The sequence below is a fragment of the Singulisphaera acidiphila DSM 18658 genome (genome assembly GCF_000242455.2).
GTDB lineage: Bacteria > Planctomycetota > Planctomycetia > Isosphaerales > Isosphaeraceae > Singulisphaera > Singulisphaera acidiphila.
Map to the genome: position 1 here is coordinate 9,269,246 of NC_019892.1, position 26,363 is coordinate 9,295,608.

Here is a 26,363-nt window from a genome sequence, read left to right on the forward strand (position 1 = left end):
AAGGCCTCCTGAAAGAAAAAGAGGGGCCGCGACTCGATCAGGACCGGGGCCGCGTGAGCACGCCGGCCTCAGCCTGGATCAGGTCGCGCATGAACTCAGCCGCAAGGCGGGCGTTCGTATCGGCAAAGCCGATGTCCACGGTCTGGCCGTGAATGACGGGAAGTTGGTGGCACAACTCGTAGCCGATGTAGCCGTCGTAATCGATCTCGCGCATCGCACGGACGAAGTCGCGGTAGTACGCGTTCGTATCCTCGCCGATGACCCCGTCGTTCCGCTCGAAGCCGTGGATCGACCCGTCCGGCCGGCGCGCAAACTCACCTCCAAAATGGGTCAGCACCTGCAAGGGCCCCACAGCCTGCGCCCCTGCGCGAATGCCGGCGGCGCTTCGGTCGGGCATGAGCGGAGCGTCGAGGCAGAGTTTCAAGTGGGGGGAGTCCACCTCACCGACCATCCTCAAGAGATCATTGTGATCGTTGATGAGTGGCTTGTGGTTCTGGAGGGCGAGCGTCACCCCGGCGTCGCCGGCATAGCGTGAGCATTCGATTAGCGCCTCGCGGCACCAGTCCCAGATCTCCTCGGTCGAGAACCTCTCGTGGACGATCGGCCAGTAGCCCTCCGCAATGTCATAAGTCGCCAACTGAGGGTGACGGGTCACTCCCCACCAGGCCAGGAACACGCGCAAGGTCGGCGCTCCGAAGTCGGCCGTCATCCGGATCAGGTCGCGCACAAAGCAGATCTGAGCCTCGCGGACCTCGGGGACGGGGTTGCTGAAGTCGTTGTTGGCCGCAACGGCGTAGATCTCGATCCCTTCGCCCTCAGCGCGAGCACGAAGGTCATGGCAGCGAGCCGTCGCCCAGTCGAGCGGATTGCCGTGCGGGCGCTTGCCGTCGATCTCGATCCCGTCATAGCCGTATTCCTTGGCTCGAGTGATCATCTGCGGAAGCGTGAGCGCCTCGCCGCGATACCAGAGGCCGAGATAGGTGATGCTGTAGAGTCCCAACTTCATGGCGGTGTCCTCTCTCTTCATTCCCATTCATTGATTCTTGCCCGCCGCCCAGAGAATCGCGTTGTGCACCAGGGTCCGGTAGGAGGGATGCCCAAACGCGGTATGGCCGTGGCCAAGCTGAATCACGACGACTCTCGACTTGTCGGACGGACCGATCCAGGCCAGCAGGGGGTCGCAGGCCGGGTTGTCGGTCGTCAGCAAAGGGCGCACTCGATCGGAGATCCACATCCGCTTGTACGCTTCATCCGTAATCTGAAAGGGTTCGATGCCGGCGGTAACCGGGTGCTCACCCTGCGGCGTGACGGAGATTTGCTGGTGATCCTTGACGCTCGAGCTGGGTGTCTTGCCTTCCGGTGACAGCCGATAACGGCCGCCGACGACCTCTTCGTACCACCAGGGCCACGCCTGATAATTCAAGAGGGCGTGATGCAAGACGACGACCCCTTTGCCGCTCTCCACGAAGTCGCGGAGGTTCTTCTTGCCGAGGTCATCCATGTCACGGGTGAAGTCGTACATGATGACGACGTCATACTTATTGCGCAGATCGTTGCGGAAGGCGGTCGTACTGGCGTCCACGGGGAGCCAATCGAGGTCTCGATATCCCTCGAAGAGTGAGTAGAACGAGGCTTCGTGATCGTGCCCTCCGGTGATCAGCAGGCCTCGGACTGCGCCGGGGGCGGGCCGTGACGGAGCCGGTTCCGCCGGCAGCGTGACCGCACCGGTGGCGGCCCATTCGGCCCCTCGGGCAAACATCGTCATGAAACCGGGCACGTGCATGGCCGACAGGTTATGGCCCAGGGCAAAGTAAACAAATCGTCCCTGACCGCGCCGGGAAACGACGATGGCGGGGCTCTTCCGGTCGTCGCCGGTTCCTTGGACATCGACGGCGTTGGCAATCGTCTCGGATGCGCGGGAGGAGAGCAGGCCCCGAGGGAACGTGTCGGCCGTGCGGAACGGGGCCATGCCTCGCACGATCGGATGGTCGGGTTGGGCGAGCGTCACCTCCAAGAACCGGACCGGCGGAAGCGGGATGTCACCGTCACCGGGTTGAACCGGCCAGAACGCGGGAAGCGCCGAGCCGCCGAGCGCACCGTGAGCGACGAGCAAGCCTTTACCCGACTCGACGAAGCGGGCGACCGCCTTCTCGCTGTCACTGCCGGGTGTGAGGCCCGCGCCATTGTCGATCAGCAGATCGAAGCCCGCCAGGGTCTGAGCGTTCAGGCCCTGGGGAGATTCGCTGACTTTCACGTCGAACCGACCGGTTTCGGCGAGGATGCGCCGCAAGGCGGGAGTGGTTTCCCGCCAGGCTTGCCCCCCCTCTCCGGAGAGAATCAGGACCCGCACAAGACCGGGCTGGGCGTTCGGGAGCGGACTGTCCGCCAACGCACGGCCGGTCAGGTTTGCCGCGAGGCCGACGACGAGGCCATATGCGGCCAAGACGCAACGACACGAGGTACGGTATTCCATGGCCAGGGAAACTCCCGGAACGGAACAGGGTCAGCAAGCCCAGCGCCACCGTTACTTGAGTTCTTTAATATAGATGTTTTTAAACTGAACCAGGCTCGGGGGACCGACCCAGGCCCCTTCCTTGTTCTTCGAACCGTGGTGCTGGAACGCGAGCTTGCCGCGAGCGGGGAGGTCGGGGATGGTCGCCCCGGCGATGACCGTCTTGCCGTTCAGAGCCACCTTGACCGTCTTGCCTTTGACCGTGATCTCGAAATGGTTCCACTCCCCCAAGGGCTTATCCGCCTGGGTGCTGGGAGTGGCGGCGGCCCGCAGGTCGGGCGTGGTCTTGGGGTCGGTCCGGATGCTGAACATCTCGCCCGAGCCGATCGGCCAGCACCAGATGTTTGCCTGGAATCGGCCGTCGCCACGGAGGAAGACGCCGGAATCCGCGTCCGGCATCGGCAGCCTCAGCTCCTTGCCATGGACATCCTTGGCATGCGTACCGTCAGGCAGGATGTAGGGAATGCTCTTGTTGATGAACGGGGCTTCCTTGAGCCGCCAGTCGACTTGCAAGACAAAGTCGCCATACGCGCGGTCGCTCCAGAGCGACTTATCGCCGGCCGACTCGCTGGCAGCGTCGTAGTCGATTACCCCTTCGACGACCTTCCAGTGCCCGCCGTCGCCCTCGGGGATCGTCCAACCGGACAGGTCCTTGCCGTTGAAAAGCGACACAAAGCCCTCGGGGGCTTTGTCGTTGTCTTTGTCCACAGCCCAGGCCAGCGAAGCAAGGAGGAATCCGGCAGCCGGAAGCAGGGCAAGGTATCGATTCAGCATGGGCGCAGTCCCTCGAACGTGACGCGGAGGCACTCGTTCATCGTTCCGAAGGACGGACTATAGCCGGCGCGGTCAGACCGGCTCTTGTTCCACAGCGGCGGATTTTGGAACAAAAGCGGCATCGTCGCCCCGCCGGGCGTAGTGCACTCGATAGTCGCGGGGCGTGCGCCCAAAATGGCGGCGGAATTCGCGTGTGAAATGGCTCTGATCGGAGAAGCCGCAGCCGATCGCCACCTCGGCCAGCGTTTGGCCGGTGTACATCAAGGCGCGGCTCGCCATGCGGATCTGCACCTTTTTCAAATATCTCTGCGGCGTGAGATGAAAATTCGCCTGAAACTTGCGTTCAAATGACCGAACCGACATATGGGCCAGCCGGGCCAGTTGCCGGTTGGTGATCGTCGTCTGATAGTGGTCTCTCATGTAGGCGAGGATCGGCCCGAACTCAGACCCAGGCACGATCGACTGCCCGGCTGAGTCGAGCTTGCGGGTAATCCCCGCCGTGCCGATGACCGCCCCGCTGAGGTCGACGAGGGGGATCTTGTTCGTCACGTTCCAGACGGTCGAGCCACCGGGCTGGCCCACCATTTCGATCCGGTTGACGATCGGCTTCCCCGCCAGTACGTACTCATCGTCCAGGCGAAACTGATCGGCCAGGAAGGCGGGGGACAGGTCGTAGTCGGTCTTGCCGAGGACGTCTCGAGTATCAACTTGAGCCGAACGATGATGACCATCCAGCGTAAAGTTGATCAAGAACGCCTGGTTGACCCAGCAATAGCGGCCCTCTCGGTCCTTGACCCAGGCGAGAACCTCCTCCACGCAGTCGAAGAGCTTGGCCAGTTGCAGCAACGGGTGAAACTGAGTCATCGCCGCGATCCCGTTTGTCCCAACCAGCCCCCTCGACGATTGCCCAAGGATGGGGTGGCCCGGCAGACATCGTACCCGAATGAACGGGGAGCGATCACGGCAGCGTCGAGTAGATCACGATGTTTGTGGCAATCCTGAGAGCGCTCTCGTGAGTGTATCCCTTACAGTCAAGCCCGAGCTGGCGCTCGAGGGCGCAGCCAATGTCGTACTTCGAGTAGATGACGGCCCAGTGGCCGTCGATCTTGATCCCCTCGAGTTGCGGATGGGCGCGGCCGCCCCCGGCCGCTTTGGTGTACTGGACGTCGGCGAGGTCGAAGCCCACCTTCTTCGAGTAGAGCTCGTCTTCAGGAGGGATCGGGACGAGCGGATGGTTAGGGAGCATGGCGGCGACGAACTTGCGGAAGCTGGCGTCAAAGGCAGGACTGCCGCAGGCGGCGTCGGCGAAGAGCGTTCCTCCCCCTGGATCCAGGTGCTTGCGGATCATGTCCATATCCTCGTTCGAGAACGTGAACGCCGCTCGACCATGCTGATAAATCAGCGGGTAGTGGGCGATATTCGGGTCTTGGGGAAAGAGTTCCTTGTGGTTGATCACCACGTCAAGGCCGAGCTTCTGTCGCAACGAGGTTGTCAGGTTCGGGATCGCCAAGGGGGCGATATTCCAATCACCCGCATGGCGGAGCTTGGCGATATGCATGGCCCCGCGTCTCGGGGTATCCACTTTGAAGTCTCTGACCTCGCGGACCTCCAGCTTATGGGCGGGGAGTTCGCGCCCGGTGGCATAATCCACCACGTTCTGGCCGACCCGTTGCGCCTTGATCACGGCCGGATTCGCCGGGCTATTCTCCGCCTGATTCCAGTAGCAGGACAGGTCCCCCGGCGAGTAGATCACCACCGTCCGGCAGCCATGCTCGATCCCCCAGAGCGGATGAACGTCGGGGCTCAGCACGTGCCGGGCGCGCCAGACCGCGTGGTCCTCGGCAAGCGGATGGAGGCTGTACCCGTCGTCGGGGAAAACCTCCTTCATCAGCTCTTTGAATCCACGGTCGAACTCTTCCTTGCCACAGCAGGCCTCGGCGAAGAGGAATCCCCCTTGCTCGACGTAAGAGCGCAGGTTCTGTTTTCCTTCCGAGGTGAATTCGGGGGCTTGGTGGCCGTTGAAATAGACAATCGGCGCTTGCAGCATATCCTCAACGGTTGCCAGGTTGGGGTCGACCACTTGCCAGGTCAGAACCTGCCCGCCGAGGATGTCCTTCCAGTCGCGGGAGACGATGCTGACAAGGTTGCGGATGTCGTCGACGTCATTGTTCCAGTCATTGCCCGGGCCGTGGCGAAGCTTGTTGATCAGGACCGGCGAACGCCCCTTGGCCAGGTACAGGACCGCGAAGCTGGACGTCACGACGAACTGCGTGCTCTCGACGGAGCCAGTCCCTTGCCAGTAACCTTGAACCGGGTCCTGATCGCGAACCAGTCGCTCGGCCCCCTCACGATACCAGTCGTGGTTGCCGAAAAAGCGCTGGCCCGTAAGCCTTCCTGCACGTTCCAGGCCGTAAAGATAATAATAGCGCCATGTCAAACCGTTGCCGAAGTTCTCATTGACCCCGAAGTGACTTGCCATCCAGTCGATACCGCGTTGGAGGTTGACGTTGATCCCTCCTTTGCCGCAGTTGGCGATCTCGTCCCCTTCGAGAGTCTCCTGGCCTTGAAACCGTCTCAGGCCGGTGATGATCAGGCTCGAGATCCCCGCACAGGTCATACTGCCGGTGGCCCCATGGGGATCACCGGTGAAATAGGGCCAGCCCCCATCAGCGCGCTGGCAGCCTTCCCAGTAGCGGCGGGCCAGAGTCCAAACTTGCGGGGAAACCGGCACACCGACCTCGTTCGCCGCATTCAGCCCCAACAGCGCATACTGACTGTTCGAGTTGTCACCGTGCCGGCTCTTGGTCGCGGTATAAGTCCAGGACCCGGGCCAAGGGACCCGATCACCCGGCTTGATCTGGGCCCGTTCGAGCCACGCGACATTCGCCGTGATCTGCAAGAGATCCCGTTGCGGGTCGGCCGCGGCCAGGGCCATTGTCTGGAGGGAAACGGCATAGGTGTTGTTCAGTTCCTCCGGACCGAAGTTCCGCAGATACGTGAGCGCCCGCACCATGGTGGGTGAGTTGGCCGGCTCCCCCGCCGTCAAAAGCGCCAGCGTCACCAGGCTGGTGGTCCCGCTCGACGCGTTGTCCACGGCATCGCTCCACGAGCCGTCGGCCCGTTGCTGACTCTTCAGGTAGCGGACCCCACTGCGGAGGGACCGCTCGACCTCCTCCCGCGTGACGGCCGCGCGAGCGACCGTGGCTTGCCCAAGGGCGATCACGACCAGCGTGAGAATCAACGTCATCAACCGTGGACGGGACATCCGCCACGGCAAGCCTGCATTCGACGAGTCGCCTTGAGAAGACACGACGCACTGACCTTTCAGCCTTGAGAGACGCAGCAAGAGGGCAAAGATCCCACGGATCAGGTCAGGCCTTCTCTCAATGCCGCCCGATCCCTTTATCGGCTCATGCCCTATACGCCCATCTTACCCGGACATCCCGCACCCGCGACACGCCCTCGATCGGCTTACCCAAACACCCCTCGCGCCTCACAAAAAAAAGAACCGAACCTCCAGCGGCTTTCGTTCGTATGGCACACAAAGGAGTGGATCATCGGTGGGTGGCCTGGACAATGTATTGTCCGATCCACTCAAGAAGGCTTCGGAGTTGTAGGGCAGTCCCAACACGGCCGGACCGCCAAGGTTATACCCGGCGGCCAGGCCGACCGGGCGACCGAAAAAGCGATCTTCCACGGCAAATTCAAGCGGCCTTCTTCAAAATCTCGCAAGCTTGCCCTATAATGGCCATGACTACACGCATTCATGGCCAATGAAAACCAGCAGTCCAAAGGTTGCGGCCAATTTCACGCGGTTTTTTCTCGAGGTCTTACTAATCATGCTCATGAGCACTTCTCCCTGGAATATTGCATCCCTCATCCTTGCCGTCGCCGCCGCCGCCTTGGTCCTCGCCGGGTGAGCGATGCTCCTGGAAAAAAGCGATTGCTGACAGATTTCTGTTTCATTTCAGAAATGCCACGACTTCGCTCAAGACTTCCTTGGCGAGCAGGATACGGCGGTGGCCGTACCGTCTTGTGATCAAGGTTCTTGCCCCCGGCCAGGCCGCCGCGACCGCCAGGCCGGCTTCCACGGGGATGTCTTCATCCCCCTGGTCGTGGACAACGAGAACCGTCTGGTTCATCTCAGCGGCGATCTGCGGGATATCCAAGGTTTCGATCGGCACGCCCACTTCGCGTTCGACCCGGCGGACGAACAGCGGGATCTCCGCTTCGGCCAGGTGATGGTGGCGTGCCCATCCTTCGATGACCGCGCCCATGGACGCAGGGCCACTGATCAAGGCCGCCCGGTTGGCCTTCAGCCCTCGGTGCAGGGCGATCGCGACGGCCCCTGCTCCGAACGAGTGGCCGATCACGCCGGCCAGCGGGCCGAGTTCTCGGCCCACTCCGACGAGCGCCTGGCCGTATGCGGATACGTTGGTCTGGCTCCCCGGCGAGTCACCATGAGCAGGGGCATCGACGGCGACGGCTCGGAAGCCGGCATCGACCAGGGCATTGATGAAGGCCCCCCAATGCGTTCTTCGACTGTTCCAGCCGTGGGCGAGGAGCACCGCCGATCCCTCTCCCCAGGCGGTGGCCGCCAACCCACACGCCAGCTCGAGGCCCGTTCCCTGGCGAAGAAGTTCCTCATCCCGCGCGGTCAGAGGGGCAGGCCGAGGGGTCAGGAACTTGTTGACCGCTCCGCTCAAGTGATCGCCGACCTCGGAGACATCCGTGGCGTTGTCCTGCTCTGGCACGACATCCTCCTCTTTTGAGATCGACTGCAAACCAGTCGTGGGGGCGTTCCGTCGAATCGCCAAGGAATCCAGGACGGCTCAATCCTCGAGCCTTCCCAGGCCAAGTCGAGTGGCGATCTGCCGGAGCGCCGTCACTCCGGTCTCACCGATCAACCGTTTCGCCTCGGCCTGGGCCTCTTCCCACGCCGGCTGGGCCCGTTGCAAAAGCTTCATCCCCTCGGGCGTGACTCGAATCGTCTGGTTCCGGCCCCCGCTCGGCGGCTCCGACGCCAGCCAGCCTTCGCGCTTCATGAGCTCCACGTCTCGACTGAGCGTGGACTTCTCGATCCGCAGCATCCGGCAGACTTCCGCCGGCTTCGCTTCGCCCCGATGGGCCACCGCCACCAGGATGTTCCCTTGGCTGACCCGAAGCCCGTGCGGCCTCAAGGCCTCGTCGTACAGGCCCGTGATCACCCGATTGATCAGCCGGACCCGTACGGCAATGCACTCGCCCACCACTCGATCAAGCGCTTTGGACGTAGTCGATGCTCGCTTCATAACTATGTTGTATCTACAACAAAATCGATGGTCAAGGGCGGTTCGCGAGAACCAAAAGTCACCAGCGTTGTGGGGCCAGGCCAGGGATCGGGGCACAACAACTTGACGATTATTCCGGATTGTGGTCCAAGGCGATTCCGCAGGATGCCGCATCCATCAGAGGGGAGCGAGTCTCGCTCCAAGGGATCGGGATGGCGGCATATTCAAGGAGGACTGCTTTGAGCGCCCAGAAGTCGCCCCTCACGTTCACTCCCGGCCCAAACCCAACCAGCGTCCGCGCTGCGGACGGCAGAGTCCTAACGATTCCGGAGGGTTGGGAGCTCCTTCCTCCGGGAGACGCTGGGCTGACGCGCCGGGTCAAGCTGGCCGGGGACCACTGGGTCGTTCAGGAGAAGCAGGGGCGGAGGGTTTTCTCCCGAGGGGTCTGGACGTCGGCAGCGACCATCGCCCGGATTCGGGCCGAGTTGGAGGCTGAACGATCCACCGAGCAATATGCCAAGCGCAAAGAATCCGACGCAAACCGCCGTGATCGCGTCCAGGCGGAATATGTTGATGATTTCTTCGGAGCGGTGCTGTCTTTCCTCGCTTTCCATCCTGCACACGCCGAGCTCGCCGACCGGCTGGCACGAGCCGTCGCCGATCACGCCACCCCGGTCGGGAGCGGCACGGTCGCCCGGACCAAGCGAATCCCCGTCGAGCAGCGTGCCGAGGCGGCCGTCATTGCCTGGATGAGGCACCAAACCACCGCCTACGACTCCATGCCCATTCCGCGAGTGAAAGGAAAGCGGCGCGAGGTCCGACGACAGCTTGCTCAACGCTCCCAAGAATTGCTCGCCCGCTATCGCCGTGAGCAGTCCACCCCTGAGGCATGCCCGCTCAAGAAGGCCTTGGCGATCGACGACCGACCCGGTGGTCCATCCGACAAACCCTGAATGACGTCCGGGCTACGGGCTGAACTCTCAACGCCACCTCCGACATCAACAAACGAGCCGGCTTGAATCTGTGCCCAGGCCTCAAGCCGACGCGGCGTCAGCCCACGTGAGACGACAACATATGCAACCTCATTGCACTCCGAACGCAACTCGGTAAAATAGGCAAGGTTGCTGGACTTCTAATCCATCGAGACACCCATGTCACGTACGAATCCAACAAAAGCATCGCGACAGAACTCCAAGCGGCAGGGTGAAAACCAGGAAACCCCTGGGCAGGATGCGAAGCCCGTCAAAAAAGTGGATGCCGCCAAGGCTGCAATCAACGTGGGAATCGAATCTCCCCAGAACGCAGTGGCTTACATTGCCAAGCGCTACGGAATCGAGATGAAGCCCCAGCACTTCTCAGCCATCAAGAGCCAACTGAAGAAGAAGTTGGAAGAGGCTCAGGCCGCAGAAGAATCAGGGCTGATGCCGAGAGTGATCGATGGCTACCTGGCACCGCCACCGAAACCGCGGCAAACGCCGGGCGAACCCGACCTGCTGGATGCCATGGAAACGATCAAAACGCTGATCGCCGAACTCGGGACGGACAAGGTCAAGCGAATCGTCGAACTCCTGGCGTAAGCCGGGCTCAAGAGAAACAAGACACAAAGAAACGTTGAAACGTTTTCCCCAGGAGAGAGTCGTCGATCTCCCCCCAAAATCAATCCATCTTCATTTCTCAAGAATTCATAACATGCCTGACCTCGCTTGGGGACCGGCGGAACCGCGACGGACTCGATGGCTCCGTCGGCCGGCGGGTCGGCGTCCACCCGCGGCTCCACGGCATCTCACCATCCCGAGCGTTAAAAGGTGGCTTGCCCTGGGACGATTTTGTGCCGATCATAAGAAGAGAGGCCCGAAGGCGAGTGCGCTGACGCTGAGATAACAATAGAACGAAGAGAAAGGTGGCCGATGGCCGCAGGACCGCTGGAACTGATGGCCAAGGCCCGTGCGGGGGAGACCGACGCGCTGGGGGAACTCTGCGCGTTATACCGGAACTACCTGCGAATGGTCGTACGGACGGGGCTGGGTCCGAAGCTCCGTGAGCGGGTCGAACTCTCGGATGTGGTTCAGGAAGCGCTCGTTGAGGTCGTCCGGCAGTTCCCGCAGTTCACGGGGCAAAACGAGGCGGCGCTGGTCGGCTGGCTCCGGCGCCTGGTGGGGCAGAAACTGGCCGACCTGGCGCGGTATCACAACCGGGCCAAACGATCATCAGGGGGGCCGCTCATGCCGCTCGACGCGCCTTGGGGCGTGGAGGGGGGCGGTGTGGCCGACCCAGGCCAAGGGGGGGGAGGCCGGCTGCTCGACATGCTGTCGCTCAGCCAGACCAGTCCGAGTGAGGCGGCCAGCAAGCGCGAGTTGACCGTGCTGCTGGCGGATGCCCTGTCCGGCCTGGCCGAGACCGAAGCTGAGGTGCTCTGGTTGTATTATGCCGACGGGCTCTCGTTTGAGACGATCGGCGACCGCATGGGACTGAGCCGCAAGTCGATCCGAGGGATCTGGGCCCGCGGTCTGAAAGCCGTGAAACGCTCGATCGACGGGCCCCCCGGGGGTCCGATGAGGTATCACGATGGTCCGCCGTATTGAGACCGACCCTGTCGACCGCGACGAACGGCTAGGCGAAGCCGTCGAGGCTTATCTCACCCTGGCCGAAGAAGGAACGCCGCCCGATCCCGAGGAGTTTGCCGCACGCTATCCCGACCTGGGTGAGGACCTTCGAGCCGCCTTGGAAGGGCTCGCCATGATCCGAGGTCTGGTCGGCGAGCCGTCAGGGCCCGGCAATCGGCTCGAGTCCGGACGGCGGATCGCCGGCTACCGGATCGTCCGCGAGCTCGGCCGGGGGGGGATGGGGACGGTCTACGAGGCGGTTCACGTCGGTCTCGACCGACCGGTGGCCCTGAAGGTGCTCGGCACGCACGCCACCCCCGACTCGACCGGACGCCGCCGGTTCTTGAACGAGGCGAGAACCGCCGCCGGCTTGCACCACACCCATATCGTCCCGGTCTTCGACGTCGGTCAGGTCGGCGGACTCTGTTACTACGCGATGCAGCGGATCGAAGGGAGCGGGCTCGACCAGGTGCTCCGCCACCTTCGCCGCGATCGCTCGGTGGCCGCCGGGTCGAGCACAGGGGGGACAACCCCCGCGTCACGAACCCGGGCGACGACCACAACGACAACCACGGCCACCACCGGCCCAGCGGCTCGAGGGGTTGGTGACGACACGGTCACCTGGATGGGTCAGAGCGGCGAACTCGGCGGCGGGCGTGCCTTCGGCAGGGACCGCGACGACGATGAGCCCCCCCCTTACGACCCGCCGGTCGGGTCGGCCTACTATCGCTGGGTCGCCGAGGTGGGGCGCGAGGCGGCCGAAGCGCTCGCGCACGCGCATCGCCGTGGGGTCATCCACCGCGACGTGAAGCCGTCGAACCTCCTGGTCGACGCCCGAGGGATCGTCTGGGTCGCCGACTTCGGGCTCGCCCGACGCCTGGCCGATCCGGGCTTGACCCATCACGATAGCCTGCTGGGCACCCCGCGCTACATGAGCCCGGAGCAGGCGCGAACCGGACCGATCGACGGCCGGACCGACGTGTATAGCCTGGGGGCAACGCTCTACGAATTGCTCACGCTCCGCCCCCCGTTCGAGGGGCAGACCGCAGCCGAGCTCGTGGAGCAGATCCGTGACCGCGACCCCGCCTCTCCTCGTCAGTTCGACCGGCGGATCCCCCGCGACCTGGAAACGATCGTCTTGAAAGCGCTGGCGAAACGCCAGGCGGACCGCTACGCCTCGGCGCTGGAACTGGCCGAGGACCTCGAGCGGTTCCTCCATCACGAGCCGGTTCGAGCGCGCCGGATCAGCCTGCTGGGACGAGCCTGGCGCTACGCACGCCGACATCCGGGGGGGACGGCCATCACAACCGTGGCGACGGCAACCGTCATCGCGGTGGCGACCATGGCTTATGTCCGTATTATCTATGATCGCGACCTGGCGCGTGAAGAGCAGCGGAAGACCGGGATCGCCAACAGCAAGACCCTGGTCGCGATGCGCGAAGTGCAGGCCAGCAACCGCAAGTTGCAGGCCGAGATGCGCGAGCGCTACCTGAGCGAGGCGACCGTGGTCCGGCACTCGAAACTCCCGAACCTTCGGGCGAAGGGGCTGGACCTGCTCAGCAAAGCGGCCGCGCTCGACCCCGATCCCGAGCTCAAGGTCAAGCTCCGCAACGAGGCGGTTGAGTTCCTCGTACTCCGAGACGTCGAAGCGCGGCCCGAGTTCGCCACCGGCGCCTCGCGTGGAATCGCGTTCGGCCCCGAGGGGGCTCGGCTCGCCGCCCTTTCCGAGAACGGCGAGGAGTTCAGCCTCTGGGACGTTGCCAACCGCACGCGACTGGCGCGCCATCGGCTCGACACGCCCCAGGCCGAGCCCTCCGCGACAACGGCCAATGCCGGCCGGCCCGCCAACCCCACGCGACTCCGCGGGCACTCCGCCGGTCTCGCAGTGGCCGGCGACTGCGTGATCGCCAGTTTGCCCGACGGCAAAGGACTCCGCCTCTTCGACCTGGCCACGGGAACCCCAATCCGTGACTGGGAGACCGCCGACCGCCGCATCTTCTCCCTGTTCGCAGCACCTGGCGGACAACGTCTGGTCACCACCGAACTGACCACGATCGATACCGGCGCACGTGACCTTTCCTCGCGCGGCGAAATGCCACGCCTGGAATTTCAGATCAGGCTCTACGACCTCAGCTCAATCGGCAAGCCGATCGCAACCCTGGCGAGTTGGAAGGCCAGCTTCCCTCCTCGCGACGACTCCTTGATCGCGATCTCCCCCGACGGCGAAACGATCGCCACGTCGCGGAGCCGGGAAACGACCGTGTCGCTCTGGTCGGCAGATAACGGCACGGCACTTGGTGAGCCGTTCGACGCCCAAGCCGAACTCACCGCCCTGGCCCTGGGCCCCGACGGTCTCCTGGCAGTCGCCGGGGGGACGCAGATCCGATTCTGGGAGATCGACTCGCGGACCCAACTCCCCCCCTTGAGCCCTTACCAAGGCTATATCCGACAACTGCGTTTCAACCCCAATGGGACGTTGCTGGCGGCAGCGGGAGCGCCAGGGTCGGGGGTCGAGATCTGGGATCCCGCGTCTCATACCGCGCTAGCGGTCCTGACGGTCCCGAACCTGGTGGCAGACCTGGCCTTTTCTGCCGATGGCCATACCCTGGCCGCAGCCAGTTCGACCGCATCCACTTCGGTTTGGGCCGTCGTTGACCCCCTGGTTCGGTCCCAGATCAATAGCCTCGACACCCTGCCGACCTCACTGGCGTTCGGATCCGATCAGCGTCTGGCCATCGGTTCCGCCAAGGGGACGATCCGGGTCTGGAACCCCGGCCACTGTCCATCCACAACCCAGCAAGTCAAGGCTGACCCCCCGCCAGGCGCGGTGGGTGACTACGTCCAAGGGGATCGGGCGACGACCCTCATCTTCAATGAGAAGGATCGGCTGATCGCCGTCGACCCGGAAGCGATCCCGTCACACCACCACGGGGCCCGGCGTTCGCCGCCCAGGATGTACCCGTCCCCCGTGGCTTCCGCCAAGCAGGGGCAGACCCTATTTGTGGCCCGGGGCCATCAAATCATGGTCTGGAACAGCCCGGCGGAACCCCAGCGCTGGTCGAGTCTGGAGATTCCTCGGCCCAGGACGTCGGGCTTATTGGCGAATTCCGACCGGGCCCGGCGGGAACGGGAGCCAGACCCCTGGCGTCAGCTCGCGGCAAATTCAACCGGTGATCGGCTCTACCTGCTCGACTTCCACTCGATTCATGCCGTAGCCCTGGACGGCGGCCGAGCGCGGAACCTGGAATGGCACCTCCCGGATGATGCCAACCGCCTGAGCCTGAGCCCCGACGGCAAGACCTTGGCGGTCGGCGATAAAGAGGGAAACGTGTACCTCGTCGACACGGCCCGCGGGACAATCCGAACTCGGCTCCCGCTCCCCTCCAGCGAGTCTGAAAAACAGCCGATCTGGGCGCTCGCCTTCTCGCCGGACGGACAAGAACTCGCCGTCGGCCTCCAACAAGGACATATCGACCTCTGGTCACTCAACAACCCCACAGCCCCCCTGCTCCGGCTAACCGGCCACCGCGGGTTCATCAGCACACTCGCCTACGACCCCAAAGGCCGCTTTTTCGCCAGCACCGGGAGCGACAAGCTCGTCGACATCTGGGACCTCGACCACGTCCGAAGCGAGCTCGGCCGACTTGGACTCAACTGGTAAGCGGCCACCGATCCTTCTCAAAACCAACGTCGCAGCGCAACAATCGACCTCTCAGCTGCGTTGCCCCCCTCGCTCAGGCCGGTTCTTCATCCTCGAGAACTTCGCCGAAAGCGTCCGCGACATTCGGATCATCCGGCTCCCCTTCATCATCGCTCGACTCGTCAGCGACAGCGAGGTCGCCGGAGATTTGATAGAAGATCAGCAGGGTGTTTCCGAAGCGATTCTGCCGGGTCTCGCGGAGTTCACCGAGGTCGAGTTGCACATATTCCTTGGGATCAATCTGGACGATGACGAGCCCTGGCTCCTCATTACCGTCGGAATCCGTGGAGGCGCGACGAAGCAGGGTCGGCCGATCGGCGATCCGCCGCATCGCGTCCACCCAAAGGTTTTTGTACTGCGGTGGCGCAACATAAATCAGATCATACTGCTGATCCGTTGCATTCAAGAACTTCAAGGCGTCGACGCGCCGCACGACGGCCTGATCTGCCAGGCCGGTATGCGCGAGATTCTTCTTGATCGTGGTCACCGCGGCGTGCGCAAGGTCGGTAAAGGTACAGGACTCAGCTCCCTGGCTCAGCGCCTCGATCCCAACGCTCCCGCTGCCCGCAAACAGGTCGAGCATCGTCATGCCCGGAATCCGTGGGCGCAGGATATCGAAAAGCGCCGTTTTGACACGATCGAGGATCGGACGCGTCCCATGCCCCGGAACCACGAGCAATGTTCGTCCTTTAGCCGTTCCTGCAACCACACGCATCAGCGATCCCCTCATCACGCCATCGATTCGAAACAAACCTCAAGGTGGCCGCCACCAACCACTTGCCTCAGAGTAAGCTCTCTCCGTCGAAAAAGGTAGGACTTGCGAACAGAGGAAGCGCACCATTGGTCCGAGCAACCAAATTCGATCGCAATGGGGAGAGGGGAAGCGACCGAACACCGTCAACACGTACACAAGCAATCTCAAACTATAACAATAAATCAACCCAATGATTCAATTCGAGTCAGTCCATCTTTGCCCGCCCATCGACTTCATATCACATCTACTACCACGCTAGTGTCCTCGGACACAAAACCTGCGAGAAATTCGGCCTGTTGTTAATCTGGCAGTGAGCCTTCCTGATTTCCTGGAGTTCTCCTGCCATGCGCGGTCGAAGACCTGATCCCTTGTGGATCCGGCCCCATGATCACCTCATCCTCTTCCTCCTGGCTCACAGTCAAAGTTATCCCTGGTTCCAGGTGCAGCGGGCGTGGATCGTCTTGGCGATCGCCGACGGCCAACGGACCGAGGCCATCGCCGTCCAGATGCAATGCGACGAGGCCACGGTCTGGAGGGCCTGCCAACGTTATCGATCCGACGGCTTGGCCGGGTTGCTCGCTGATCGACGGACTAAACGATCGGGGCGTCCCGTCTCGATTTCCCCCCCTCCAGCGTGCCCAAATCATCGCGTTGGCATACTTGAAGCCTGTGGCCCGGGGATTGCACATCACTCACTGGTCTCATAAGGATCTGGCCGACCAGATCGTCGCCGATGGCATTGTGCCAACCATCAGCGCCCGAACGGTCGGGAGGATCCTCGATACCGTCGACTTGCAGCCTCATCGCACACGCTACTGGCGAACCACCCGCCTGGATGCACGCTTCAAGGAGCGAGCCGAGAAGGTGCTCTGGTGCTATGCCAACGCCGCGAATCTGGCCCTACACAGGATCTGGGTTGTCTGTGCGGATGAGATGCCCAATCGCCAAATCTTGGAGCGGGTGCCAATCCGTCGCGCCATCCCCGGCTCGATCGAACAGCAGGAGTTCGACTACACGCGGCATGGCACGGTCAACATTCTGAACTTCCTGATCGTCCATAGCGGGATGATGGAGGCGGCCTGCTTGGAGGCCAACGATTCCGATCATTATGTCCCGGCATTGAAGCAGTTCCGAAGGAACCACCGCTGGCTTCGGGGGATCTATCTGATCCATGACGGCGGTCCCAGCCATACGGGCCAAATCAACAAGGACTATCTCGCTGCCTGTGACGGTTGGTGGCATCCCTGCTTGACGCCGGCCCGCGCCTCGTGGTTGGACCAGGCAGAGTTGCTCAACCATGCTTTCGACCTCCGCTACCTGAAGCGAGGATCGTGGTCGAGTCGTGAGGATTACATCGCTCATGTGATGTTATCGTGGCTGGAGTACAACCGGCGCTATGCTCACCCGTTTGAGTGGGTTTGGACGGCCCAGAAGATGAGACAATGGTTCGCCAAACATGCCCCGTGAATTTCTTGCAGGTTTTGTGTCCGAGGACACTAGTGGGTCATTTGGCTTGTCTGCAGCCACAATGCTCCTCCAGCCGCTACAATCGGCAGCTTCAATCACCCCAGGGAGGCCGCCATCTCCCGCCGCAAGAGCGACCCGCTCCGCGAGATCACACCCGAGGAGCAGCAACTCCTCGCCAAACTGAGCCGGTCCCAGACCGCCCCAGCCGTCGAGGTCACCCGCGCCAAGCTCCTCCTGGCCGTCGCACGCGGCGATGACTACCAGACCGCAGCCCACTCCGTCGGTCGTCGCTCCGGCGACGCCGTCTCCCAACTCGTCGCCCGCTTCAATGCCGAGGGCCTGGCGGCGCTGACGCCCCGGCACGGCGGCGGCCGGTCCCCCGTCTACGATCAGGCCATCGGGGGCTGCGCGCAACGCCGTTCGCAAGGTGCTCAGCGACCAGATGGCCGTGCCGTCGGCTTCGGGGGTCGGGGTCCGCTTGAGTTCGTCGAGGATCCGCCCTGCCGTCGCCTGCCCACCATCTCGACCTACATCCTCTGGGGTGCTCCACGAGGCCGGATACAGCCATCAACACACGCGCTCCTGGTGCCCGACCGGGACGGCGTTGCGTCGCCACAAGGCCGGAGCGGCGGTCCTCACCGATCCGGATACGACGCCCAAAAAAAGTGGATCAAGGACGCCTATCGGCTGGGTGAGGCGATGGGCCTGTCGGTCTGGTGCGCCGACCAGGCTGGGCCGTTCCCGACGATCCCCTATCCCGGGCAGTCCTGGTGCCCTGAGGGCGAGCCGGTGCGGCAGCCGCACGAATACCTCCGCGACGGCACGGCCAAGATCCTGACCCTGTTCCACCCGGCCGACGGGCGGGTGCGAATCGAGGGAGTGACGACGTGCCCGAACACGGTCTTGCACCCCTGGCTGAAGCGGAAGTTGGCCGCGATCCTCGCCGCGATGCCCGTCCTCCCGGCGACCGGCGTGGCCGACACCGGAGGGATGCGACCGGAGTGGGACCGATGGCAGGAGGGCCTCTCGATCAAGCCGACGTTACTGGAGGAGTTGCCGCCGCTGCGGATGCTCCTGGTGTTGGACAACCTGGCCGGGCACAAGACCCCCGAATTCGTGTGCTGCATGTTTAATCATAGCATCATGCCATTGCATACGCCAGTGAGTGGGTCGTGGCTGAACATGGCCGAGAGCATGCAGCGGATCCTCAAAAGGCGGGCGTTGGCGGGTCAACACCCAGAGGACATCGGCCCGATCCACGCCTGGTTCGAGTCCGTGGCCCGGCACTGGAACGCGGCCCCGCCGCAGTTCGAGTGGGGCGGGAAGCGAGCCGTTCGTCGGCAGCGCCAGCGGGAGCGTCACCACCGGGTCGGCGGCTCGGTGGCATGCACGCGTGTCCCCCTTCGCCGGGCCGGGAGACCCACTTGTGGCCACAAGCAAGCCAAATGACCCACTAGTGGAACTTCGGTTGACCGGCTGCGGTGAATCATCGTTTGGGATCGGCCTTGTTGTGAGCTGTGAATGGATACTGGCAATTTACTTAGCATTTCTTATCCGAACAATTTTGCCAAGGCATATCATCAAAGCGAAAGCATCATTACAACATCAACTCGTGCTACTACTAGAGGCATCTTCGATTCACTTGTCATTCCGAACAGGAGAATAGCATCTCGTGAATTCAAAGCCGACGGCTTCATAGGGGTACAGGCTCTTCAGTGACACACAAGGTCGCTCAAGCACCTCCCAAGAGATTATTGCAGCAACAAAAGACAATCCTACAGTTAGGACATGTTGCTCTATTATTGAAAATCCGCAAGAATCTTTAACAACCTTCGCAATCAGCAAATGATAAAGGAATATACCATAGCTTATTTTTCCTATGTATCGCAATAGGCGAAGCCTTAAGAGGCCAAGCAATGGATGACCCGTATGGAGAATCGTTAGGCCGACGATGGAAAAATAAAGACTATTAATGACAAGAATTGATATTGGGCCACAACCGGGAACTGCAACAATGGTTTTCTCAAAGTTTGTCCCAATGACTGAAAGAAGTGGGAAGGAGACCATGCCGACCGAAAGCAGAAACAGGCTCATCCCTTTGGTCCAGTGACGTGTTCTTTCATGGTTGTTAATTGTAACAGCCAGAATTGAGCCAAATGCAAGTCCATCCAGTCGAGAAAGAATAAAATACGGTTCGAATTCAAGAATTCTTCCAATGACTGCCTGCAAGATCGCAAGAAGTGCAATCGGTACAACAAAGCGGCGGCCCGTAAGAATGATTATCGGCGGCCAAATCCAGTAAAATTGTTCCTCGACAGCCAAACTCCAAGTCTGGATCGCATTACTATAGAAAGGCCAGACGAACACGTAGGTATTACCTGGAACATTCTGAATGAAACATGCGTATGTCAACATGCCTTTCACGTTGGGCGTTCGATCGTGTCCCCATCCATAGATCGCCAGTATTGTAAGCAACGTGTAGTAGGGGGGCCATGTTCGCAAAGCCCGTCTAATCCAGAATTTGAGCAGAAAATTTGGCTGGCCTCCATACTTAAGGACAACTGACGTAATCAGATATCCCGAAATCACGAAGAAAAGATCGGCACGAGTCCAGCCAAAGAAAATCGGGCTTGGCCATAGATGATAACTCAAGATAAAAATCGCTCCGATGCCTCGCAGGGCGTCCAATTCAGGAACGATGGGCAACCGCGTCAAAAACGACCCATTTTCAGAAACAACAGACATTATTTTGCATGTCCTATAAATACCAGCACGCAATTGTTCCAGCGATACTCTTTGGGCTGCCGACTCAACCCAGGCATGGTCAATGGATTTGTCAGATGCCCCGCTGAGCGGGGCATCTGACAAATGAGCTAACAGTTCCAGTCGTGCGTAGGATGGGTGTGGCCTTCATGCCAAGGGGAATGCACCCATGAGTCTCACCCAACTTACACTTCGGGAATTGACCTCCGCAGACCTAAGGATCTCGAACAACTGGCGTCTTCCCGGACCGCCCAGGATCGCCTAATCGAGCGGCCTCAGATCCTTCTGGCCCTCCCGGCGGGACAACTACCCAGTCACGTGGCCCAGCGGTTGGGAGTCTCGTGTTCCATCGTCTACATCTAGATCCATCACTTCAATGAAGAGGGGGTCGGGGGACTGGAGGATCAGCCCCCCGATCGGGGCGGCCCCGATCTACACGTCCGAGCAACATGCCGCGGTGATCGCTACTGTCTTGATCGGCCCTTCGCCTGCTGGACACTGGACCGGCTCCAGGACTATTTCAACGAGTAGATGGGGCCCGATCAAACGCAGCCAGATTGGTGAGGTCCTCGTGGCCGAAGGCCTGCGATGGCACCATCAAGAGACTTGATTTGGCAAGCGAGTCGACCCAGAGTTCGTCCCAAAGGGGGAGCACCGAGACGCTCTACACCACGCCGCCGGAGGGCCCATCGTACCTCGACGAAATGGGGCCGGAGTCGGCCAAAAGCTTCCGTGACGAGCAACTTGTCCCACCACGCTCCAAGCAGACGCCAGAGTGGGACAAGCCCACCCACCCCCGAGAGCGGGCCACGCAGGAAATCGACTACTGTCAACGCGGCGAGGGCTACGTCTTCGGGGCGTTCCGGCCAGCGTCGGGCGAGGCATTGCCCCGTCACTATCCCCGTTGGAGCACCATCCACTGGGTCGACTTGTTGGAGAAGGTCGAGGGGCGGATTCCGGCTGACGTGGGGCACGTGTACGCGATCGTCGCCAACCTCCAGTCGCATCGTGCCAGGCAAGTGCTTCTGTTCGTGGTAGGGCAGCCGCGGTAGGAGTTCGTGTCCTACTCCAAGTACGCAGCATACCTAAACTTGATCGAGACGTCGTGGAAGATGCCATGATCGCTGGCGACAAAAAGGGCGATGGGTGAAGATACGAAAGAAGGTCTGCCGAGCAGTGTATAAAGTGACCGCATGCTGGAATCAGCAAAAACATCCGCTAGCATGCAGGTGATAGCTAACCGATGAAACGAGCCGCCGCACCGGGGTCGCTGCAGCTCCAAAGCTCGCATAATACACTGTTCAACTCGCTTAATAATACAAAAAATGCACAGGAATATTAATGATTTTTTCTTTTTCCAATGTGTTCGTAGTGTCACTCACTAGGTGCACAACGATATTTCGCTTGCTCACGCTTTGTATTGGAACATTAGCCATGGAAATTTCGAGCAATCCAATGGCCGGATAAGGTTGATCCACAATCTCTGCTGCAATCAAATCAGTGTCAACATCAACACGTTTAATCTTGTACGCAGCTCTGCCCAAGGCCTGATTGTTCGTTTTAAATAACACTTTCTTCTTGACGAAAGGTTTCTTGCCAGCAGAGGTTGAACTATCTACAGACACAAAAAGCGACCTAGGAATTACTAATATCTCGTCGTCTGCGACAGGAGGAATCACTTCAATAATGGTCCGATCAGTCGAACCACCGACGGCAAGACTGATTGGACGATAGGTCGCAATCAACAGTTCTTCACTAGATCCAATCGAGATCCTGACATCCATGAGGTCATCATTGATAAAATTAACGCTTGTGTGATAGTCACTCTGCGATTCGACCGCAGTCTCCTTGAAAAGACTTACATCTACAAGGCCTCGCTTCACTTGCGACCTTCCAACAAGATTACCAGTCTTGGCCTCGCGTTCCAACCTTATGGCGGTAGAAGTTACCAGAAGCTGAGGGCAAACCCTAGCAGCCAGGGTTAAACCAAATGTTCTGGTCGACGGCGAAGCAGAGCAACCAATCGAGACACTGCGCACCACCACATTCAACGATTTTTGGATATTAAGAGGTGGAACAACGTTGCTTGTTGAAATTCCAGCTTGAAATTCACAGGTGTCACCTTTCTTGACAGTAGTATTCCGAAGATCATCTGCAATAATGCATCCGCAGGATCTCTCAATTTCTTGAATAACTATATCTGATTGAGAATTATTTTTGAAAATAAATTTAGCCGACTTAGTTGAACCGACTGTCATGTCACCTAGATCAGCATGAAGGCGATCAAAGCTAAGGTCGTCTACATTGCCGCCACGGCAGCCAACAAGCAAGAAAACCAAAAAACCATATTGACGCGCAAAATTCTTTATATCAGAAAAATTTGTGGCAGAAATAATTGCTTGTCCTGCATTCATGATAACAATTCCTGATTTTAACCTAAGAAAAAAGGGCAATGCGATAGATCAGGTCAGACTCGCTTCCGACGAGAAGAATGTCGACGTTTTGCTGTGGGACAGGATCTTTTATCCGGAAGAGCCTGAAATATAGAGGGCCGCTGGTCCGACCAAGAGTTCCTCGGATCAGGGAGGCTGTCTTTCCGACTTTAGCCCTCCTAATTTTGAACTCTAATCTGGCAGCTTTTTTGTTATCAGAGTCGCTATCAAGAAAGTAGGGAGGAGTGTTTTGAGACTTGGAAATGAGGTTCTCATGCAGGCTCTTGTCTTGCTCCAATCTTCATCCTGCTTCGAACGCTCATCTCTCCATGCAAGCGAAATCGGTTGGACTGACTATGTTGTAAGTCTATCCGGGGGCACTGCAAAGCAGTGCCCCCGGATAGACGGAATGCTAGCGTGAGATCCGTCGTCCGGTTGCGTCTTAGCACTTGACGGATCAGGTGCAGTTAGCGGCAGGACAGATTCTGTAGGCAACCTGGATATAGGCAAACGAAGCCACAAAATTACATGAATCCCAAAAAGTCACATAACCTTCGAAGCAGATCTGGGGTTCGTTGGTGCAGTCACGAGGAGCGCCCCGTTTGCAGGCTAATGTGGGGACAGTAGGCGCCGAAGCAACTATGCATTCGTTGACTCTTTGCTGATTTCCGCAATTGAAAGTTCCACAACATGTGCCCGATTGCCCCCAGGAGACCTGATGAACAAGTCCTGAAAGCAAAACCACCAAACCGAGAGCGATCACCTTGCGAATCACTGAGACACCTCCTTACTAAAATCTACCAGGGCAAACAGAAGTAACGAAACGAGTCAAACTTGCCTACGTTTTGCAAGAAGCACAATGACCAGAACTACAGGAAGGGCAAACAATACAGCAAGTAATCCCGTACGGCTCTTTGCCGCAATCCTGTCCCCACTTCCCCCCCCCGCCATGTTCTTGGCAAACACATCAAGAACCTTCGCGTCTCGCGGAGCTTGAAAGTCGAATACGGAACCGTCAATCTCTGGACAACTGCTAGACAACAAATCAATACTTGAGCTTATTGTTGCGCCAGGCTTCGAACTATCGGAGCAATTCTTGAAAACGCGACTGTATGTCGCAGGAAAGTAACTTTCGAGACTGTCGACCTTTTTATAGGACCAACGGTCCTCTATGATGTCGCATCCGTTTACGCCAGCATTGACAACCATTTTTTCTGGCAACATGTTTGCGTCTGGATTGAATGTTATTGTGATTTTGAGATTGTTGATGCCTCGCAATACAGCTTCTACTTTCCGAGGCTTCCCCTCAGCGGAATCGGACGAAGCTCCAACTGCAAGAATCTCGCCTTGTTCAAGAATTCTGTCCAAACTTTGATATTCGAGGAGAGCCCCATAATTCCTGGGATTGATAGGCAAAGCGCCTGAGACTTCGGAGTCCGCACGCATGATAAACCCGGTTTTAGTTTTCTCGTTATACCGAAATAGTTTGTTCTCCTTAATGACACTGATATCGTTTTCGAATGTCCCAAACCTCTTATAATACTCTTTGCCGTCTTTCAAAACCGCCTCAATGCGTGTCTCGGCTACAAAGGATCGAGGGGGGGGCGGCAGCGGAGACGAAGAGGGCGAGGATGGTGGGGTCGAAGGCGACAGAGATGAAGGTGAAGACGACAATGGTGTAAATCTGATGTACCCACCATCTTGGTTCGGTCCTTCGATTGTTCGAGCCGACGAAGAGTTTTGACCCGGCTGCACTTTTGTCACTACAGAGAATTTCAAGCACCGAATACTATTATAGTTGGATTTGATCGAATCCAATATAGTGTCGACAAATTGCTTCTTGTTATCAACTTGCCCATATGCCGATCCAGAAAGCCATCCGATCAAAACGAGTGAGGTCAGGAAGAAACGAATCGCGAACCCGTTTTTAGCATGAATCAGACGAGCGGCAAAATCCGTCATCGCTTGGCTTCCCTTTGTGGGCTTTTTTAGAATCAATTTTCGACGCCGCACATGGACCTCTTTGCAGCGGTTTACGTTCGGGTGGATCACAGCCCAAGTGATCAGGATGGGTGTGCCATTTCGAGGATAGACCGCAGTAGGCTACTTTGCCCTCCCTATTACGTCAAGGGACTTGCACACCAAACCAAGGAATCAAGGGGGAATTGTGAACTTCACAGATGGAGAGCTTCAAACGTGGTTGGTTGTTTTACTCTATTCATTAGAGCGTGCTATGAACTGTAGTCCAGTGGCGAACGTAGTTTAGGGCATGATCACGCACCAACCCTACCCCAGCGACGTCACCGATGCCGAATGAGAGTTCGTTCTCCCTGATATTTGCCTGCTCCCTGAAGATGCCGGCCAGCGAGTCCACAACCTCCGCGACGTCTTCGACGCCTTGCGTTAGCTCGTCCGAAGCGGAGCACCATGGCATTATCTGCCCGCCGACTTCCCTCCTTGGGAGATGGTCGATCAGCAAACCCGCCGCTGGCTTGCCGCCGGCTGTTTCGAGGCCATTGTCCACGACCTTCGAACTGTGCTCCGCTTCGCTGACAAGAGAGAACCCAAGCCGACGGCCGTCATCTTCGACGGCCGCCCCCTCCAGTCGACCCCCGAGAGTGGTGGCCGTGCGGGCTACGACGGGTACAAGCGTCGCAAGGGGGCCAAGTTCCACATGGCCGTGGATACGCTCGGACATCTGCTGGCGCTGCACGTGACCCCAGCCAACGAGCAAGAGCGGGCCCAGGTCGACACGCTGGCCAAAGCCGTCCAAGAGGCGACGGGCGAGTCGGTCGAGCTGGCCTATGTCGACCAAGGTTACACCGGCGAGAAGGCATTCCATGCGGCGGCCCACCAGGGGATCATCCGACAACTGCGTTTCAACCCCAACGGGACGTTGCTGGCGGCAGCGGGAGCGCCGGGGTCGGGGGTCGAAATCTGGGATCCCGCGTCTCATACCGCGCTAGCGGTCCTGACGGTCCCGAACCTGGTGGCAGACCTGGCCTTTTCCGCCGATGGCCATACCCTGGCCGCAGCCAGTTCGACCGCATCCACTTCGGTTTGGGCCGTCGTTGACCCCCTGGTTCGGTCCCAGATCAATAGCCTCGACACCCTGCCGACCTCACTGGCGTTCGGATCCGATCAGCGTCTGGCCATCGGTTCCGCCAAGGGGACGATCCGGGTCTGGAACCCCGGTCACTGTCCATCCACAACCCAGCAAGTCAAGGCTGACCCCCCTCCTGGCGCGGTGGGTGACTACGTCCAAGGGGATCGGGCGACGACCCTCATCTTCAATGAGAAGGATCGGCTGATCGCCGTCGACCCGGAAGCGATCCCGTCACACCACCACGGGGCCCGGCGTTCGCCGCCCAGGATGTACCCGTCCCCCGTGGCTTCCGCCAAGCAGGGGCAGACCCTATTTGTGGCCCGGGGCCATCAAATCATGGTCTGGAACAGCCCGGCGGAACCCCAGCGCTGGTCGAGCCTGGAGATTCCTCGGTCCAGGACGTCGGGCTTATTAGCGAATTCCGACCGGGCCCGACGGGAACGGGAGCCAGACCCCTGGCGTCAGCTCGCGGCAAATTCAACCGGTGATCGGCTCTACCTGCTCGACTCCCACTCGATTCATGCCGTGGCCCTGGACGGCGGCCGAGCGCGGAACCTGGAATGGCACCTCCCGGATGATGCCAACCGCCTGAGCCTGAGCCCCGACGGCAAGACCTTGGCGGTCGGCGATAAAGAGGGGAACGTGTACCTCGTCGACACGGCCCGCGGGACAATCCGAACTCGACTCCCGCTCCCCTCCAGCGAGTCAGACAGACAGCCGATCTGGGCGCTCGCCTTCTCGCCGGACGGACAAGAACTCGCCGTCGGCCTCCAACAAGGACATATCGACCTCTGGTCACTCAACAACCCCACAGCCCCCCTGCTCCGGCTAACCGGCCACCGCGGGTTCATCAGCACACTCGCCTACGACCCCAAAGGCCGCTTTTTCGCCAGCACCGGGAGCGACAAGCTCGTCGACATCTGGGACCTCGACCACGTCCGAAGCGAGCTCGGCCGACTTGGACTCAACTGGTAAGCGGCCA

Annotated in this window: 21 protein-coding genes and 2 pseudogenes; 11 read left to right on the forward strand and 12 right to left on the reverse strand. The window is 60.1% G+C overall.

Translation table 11 applies throughout. From position 1 onward, the window contains the following. Positions 1-37: 37 nt before the first annotated feature. From SINAC_RS35790 to SINAC_RS35820, 7 genes are all read right to left on the reverse strand, one after another. Complete coding sequence (locus SINAC_RS35790; protein WP_020466649.1) at positions 38-1,033, reverse strand: sugar phosphate isomerase/epimerase family protein; 996 nt, start codon at positions 1,031-1,033, stop codon at positions 38-40. Further along, positions 1,034-2,473 (reverse strand): ThuA domain-containing protein, encoded by a 1,440-nt coding sequence (locus SINAC_RS35795; protein WP_015250420.1) that lies wholly within the window; start codon positions 2,471-2,473, stop codon positions 1,034-1,036. It abuts the gene before it with no gap. Between the two features lie 51 nt (positions 2,474-2,524). Continuing rightward, complete coding sequence (locus SINAC_RS35800) at positions 2,525-3,286, reverse strand: 3-keto-disaccharide hydrolase (protein WP_015250421.1); 762 nt, start codon at positions 3,284-3,286, stop codon at positions 2,525-2,527. A gap of 72 nt (positions 3,287-3,358) precedes the next feature. Next, positions 3,359-4,150 (reverse strand): AraC family transcriptional regulator, encoded by a 792-nt coding sequence (locus tag SINAC_RS35805; RefSeq protein ID WP_015250422.1) that lies wholly within the window; start codon positions 4,148-4,150, stop codon positions 3,359-3,361. Positions 4,151-4,244: 94 nt separating this feature from the next. Next, positions 4,245-6,551 carry a DUF4159 domain-containing protein gene (locus tag SINAC_RS35810; protein ID WP_015250423.1) on the reverse strand — a complete coding sequence of 769 codons (2,307 nt, stop codon included), beginning with the start codon at positions 6,549-6,551 and terminating at the stop codon, positions 4,245-4,247. Between the two features lie 697 nt (positions 6,552-7,248). Then, entirely contained in the window at positions 7,249-8,040 is a 792-nt protein-coding gene (locus SINAC_RS35815; RefSeq protein ID WP_015250425.1) for an alpha/beta hydrolase, read from the reverse strand. A gap of 78 nt (positions 8,041-8,118) precedes the next feature. Then, positions 8,119-8,577, reverse strand: coding sequence for a MarR family winged helix-turn-helix transcriptional regulator (locus SINAC_RS35820; protein ID WP_015250426.1), 459 nt, complete (start codon positions 8,575-8,577; stop codon positions 8,119-8,121). A gap of 218 nt (positions 8,578-8,795) precedes the next feature. On the opposite strand from SINAC_RS35820, the gene SINAC_RS35825 reads away from it, so the two are divergent. The 4 genes from SINAC_RS35825 to SINAC_RS38350 all read left to right on the forward strand — a co-directional run bounded on the left by SINAC_RS35825 (position 8,796) and on the right by SINAC_RS38350 (position 14,820). Continuing rightward, a complete protein-coding gene (locus SINAC_RS35825; protein WP_015250427.1) occupies positions 8,796-9,509 on the forward strand; it encodes a DUF2293 domain-containing protein in 714 nt (237 codons plus the stop codon). 198 nt (positions 9,510-9,707) lie between these two features. Beyond that, a complete protein-coding gene (locus tag SINAC_RS35830; RefSeq protein ID WP_015250428.1) occupies positions 9,708-10,133 on the forward strand; it encodes a hypothetical protein in 426 nt (141 codons plus the stop codon). Between the two features lie 330 nt (positions 10,134-10,463). Further along, on the forward strand, positions 10,464-11,138 hold the full coding sequence (locus SINAC_RS35835; RefSeq protein ID WP_015250429.1) for a sigma-70 family RNA polymerase sigma factor: 675 nt from the start codon (positions 10,464-10,466) through the stop codon (positions 11,136-11,138). Further along, positions 11,122-14,820 (forward strand): WD40 repeat domain-containing serine/threonine protein kinase, encoded by a 3,699-nt coding sequence (locus tag SINAC_RS38350; protein WP_015250430.1) that lies wholly within the window; start codon positions 11,122-11,124, stop codon positions 14,818-14,820. The genes SINAC_RS35835 and SINAC_RS38350 overlap by 17 nt, the downstream gene beginning before the upstream one ends. Positions 14,821-14,893: 73 nt before the next feature. On the opposite strand, the gene rsmD is transcribed toward SINAC_RS38350, so the two are convergent. Next, positions 14,894-15,574 carry a 16S rRNA (guanine(966)-N(2))-methyltransferase RsmD gene (gene rsmD, locus SINAC_RS35845; protein WP_015250431.1) on the reverse strand — a complete coding sequence of 227 codons (681 nt, stop codon included), beginning with the start codon at positions 15,572-15,574 and terminating at the stop codon, positions 14,894-14,896. 383 nt (positions 15,575-15,957) lie between these two features. On the opposite strand from rsmD, the gene SINAC_RS40750 reads away from it, so the two are divergent. Together SINAC_RS40750 and SINAC_RS35855 are read left to right on the forward strand one after the other, a co-directional pair. Then, positions 15,958-16,320 (forward strand): helix-turn-helix domain-containing protein, encoded by a 363-nt coding sequence (locus tag SINAC_RS40750; protein ID WP_015250432.1) that lies wholly within the window; start codon positions 15,958-15,960, stop codon positions 16,318-16,320. Then, on the forward strand, positions 16,265-17,080 hold the full coding sequence (locus SINAC_RS35855; RefSeq protein ID WP_237722721.1) for a transposase: 816 nt from the start codon (positions 16,265-16,267) through the stop codon (positions 17,078-17,080). The genes SINAC_RS40750 and SINAC_RS35855 overlap by 56 nt, the downstream gene beginning before the upstream one ends. 95 nt (positions 17,081-17,175) lie before the next feature. On the opposite strand, the gene SINAC_RS41645 is transcribed toward SINAC_RS35855, so the two are convergent. Next, positions 17,176-17,298, reverse strand: a complete 123-nt coding sequence (locus SINAC_RS41645; RefSeq protein ID WP_261339267.1) for a hypothetical protein — start codon at positions 17,296-17,298, stop codon at positions 17,176-17,178. A 16-nt stretch (positions 17,299-17,314) separates the two neighbouring features. Between SINAC_RS41645 and SINAC_RS42130 the strand changes: the two are divergent. Both SINAC_RS42130 and SINAC_RS35860 read left to right on the forward strand, forming a co-directional pair. Beyond that, positions 17,315-17,398, forward strand: a pseudogene (locus tag SINAC_RS42130) (hypothetical protein); the annotation flags it as partial. A gap of 267 nt (positions 17,399-17,665) precedes the next feature. After that, positions 17,666-18,529 carry a transposase gene (locus SINAC_RS35860; protein WP_020466656.1) on the forward strand — a complete coding sequence of 288 codons (864 nt, stop codon included), beginning with the start codon at positions 17,666-17,668 and terminating at the stop codon, positions 18,527-18,529. Between the two features lie 189 nt (positions 18,530-18,718). On the opposite strand, the gene SINAC_RS39345 is transcribed toward SINAC_RS35860, so the two are convergent. Beyond that, complete coding sequence (locus SINAC_RS39345) at positions 18,719-19,948, reverse strand: acyltransferase family protein (protein WP_154673768.1); 1,230 nt, start codon at positions 19,946-19,948, stop codon at positions 18,719-18,721. Between the two features lie 506 nt (positions 19,949-20,454). On the opposite strand from SINAC_RS39345, the gene SINAC_RS35865 reads away from it, so the two are divergent. After that, on the forward strand, positions 20,455-20,895 hold the full coding sequence (locus tag SINAC_RS35865) for a hypothetical protein (RefSeq protein ID WP_154673769.1): 441 nt from the start codon (positions 20,455-20,457) through the stop codon (positions 20,893-20,895). A 258-nt stretch (positions 20,896-21,153) separates the two neighbouring features. Here the strand turns inward: SINAC_RS35865 and SINAC_RS39350 are convergent, their stop codons facing one another. Beyond that, complete coding sequence (locus SINAC_RS39350) at positions 21,154-22,257, reverse strand: DUF1573 domain-containing protein (protein WP_015250435.1); 1,104 nt, start codon at positions 22,255-22,257, stop codon at positions 21,154-21,156. Positions 22,258-23,103: 846 nt separating this feature from the next. Further along, the gene (locus SINAC_RS40410; RefSeq protein ID WP_015250437.1) at positions 23,104-24,237 is read right to left on the reverse strand and encodes a hypothetical protein; all 1,134 of its coding nucleotides are present in this window, start codon (positions 24,235-24,237) and stop codon (positions 23,104-23,106) included. 373 nt (positions 24,238-24,610) lie between these two features. On the opposite strand from SINAC_RS40410, the pseudogene SINAC_RS40415 reads away from it, so the two are divergent. Together SINAC_RS40415 and SINAC_RS42135 are read left to right on the forward strand one after the other, a co-directional pair. Further along, positions 24,611-25,150 (forward strand): annotated as a pseudogene (locus tag SINAC_RS40415) (transposase); the annotation flags it as partial. Positions 25,151-25,171: 21 nt separating this feature from the next. Further along, entirely contained in the window at positions 25,172-26,356 is a 1,185-nt protein-coding gene (locus SINAC_RS42135; RefSeq protein ID WP_390553832.1) for a WD40 repeat domain-containing protein, read from the forward strand. Positions 26,357-26,363 lie beyond the last annotated feature (7 nt).